Below are 921 nucleotides of genomic sequence, written 5' to 3'. Positions count from 1 at the left end.
GAATTGCTGCTGGTATTCATAAGGTTATGTATGTCAGACTATGCTTTATTAAATGTTTCGGCTAATAGTACCAAAAATATGACCAAACACGTTGAGATTTTCACAGACGGATCTTGTTTAGGAAATCCAGGCCCTGGTGGCTACGGCATCGTCTTACGCTACAAAGACGTAGAAAAGACGCTCTCCAAAGGCTACACACTCACCACCAACAATCGCATGGAAATGTTAGCCGCAGTTGTCGCCCTGCAAACACTGAAAGAGCCGTGCCGTGTCACGCTGACGACCGATAGTCAGTACGTGCGCCAAGGGATCACGCAGTGGATTCACAACTGGAAAAAACGCTTCTGGAAAACTGCAGATAAAAAGCCCGTGAAGAACGCCGATTTATGGCAAGCACTGGATAAAGAAACGGCGCGCCACCAAGTGGATTGGCATTGGGTTAAAGGCCATGCTGGACACAGAGAAAACGAAATCTGTGATGAACTCGCCCGCACAGCAGCAGAAAACCCAACAGAAGACGATACAGGCTACCAGCCATCTTAATACGCTAGTAGCGCTGGCTCGACACTCTCTTCTCACCAAATCCCTCTCTGTTCATCACGCCAAGCGGCGTCAGTTTTTTCTTTAGACGCCAATGTGGTTTGATTGGCTTGAGAGGGTACGTTCGTTTACGAGCGACGATATAGTACAAGCTCCCCGCCGGAGCAGCCCAATCCCCCAAGCTGTTTTCTAACCAAGTCCACATGGTGCGATAACGTGTCATAGGAAACAGCGCATAACGATCACAATGAATTACTTGGTAATTGAGTAACCCTAACCAGTCATTGATTCGGCTCGAAGTAAACATTCGTCCACTCCACGGCAAGTTATTTTTACGCCATGGGAACAAACTCGCTAAACCAGTAAAGCTAATTGGGTTAA

The 921-nt window shown here is 47.3% G+C and carries 1 protein-coding gene and 1 pseudogene; one reads left to right on the top strand and one right to left on the bottom strand.

From position 1 onward, the window contains the following. Positions 1-78: 78 nt before the first annotated feature. A complete protein-coding gene (gene rnhA / locus R7Q48_RS25485) occupies positions 79-543 on the top strand; it encodes a ribonuclease HI (RefSeq protein ID WP_318132934.1) in 465 nt (154 codons plus the stop codon). Between the two features lie 4 nt (positions 544-547). Here the strand turns inward: rnhA and R7Q48_RS25480 are convergent. Further along, a pseudogene (locus R7Q48_RS25480) lies at positions 548-921 on the bottom strand (SAM-dependent methyltransferase); the annotation flags it as partial.

This window comes from Vibrio sp. 378, from assembly GCF_033339435.1.
The sequence above is the reverse complement of the archived record's forward strand: the minus strand, read 5'-3'. Positions and strand labels throughout refer to the sequence as shown.

Excerpts from the sequence above, each read along its gene's own strand:
- rnhA (WP_318132934.1), top strand. The coding sequence starts at position 79 with ATGACCAAACACGTTGAGATTTTCACAGACGGATCTTGTTTAGGAAAT.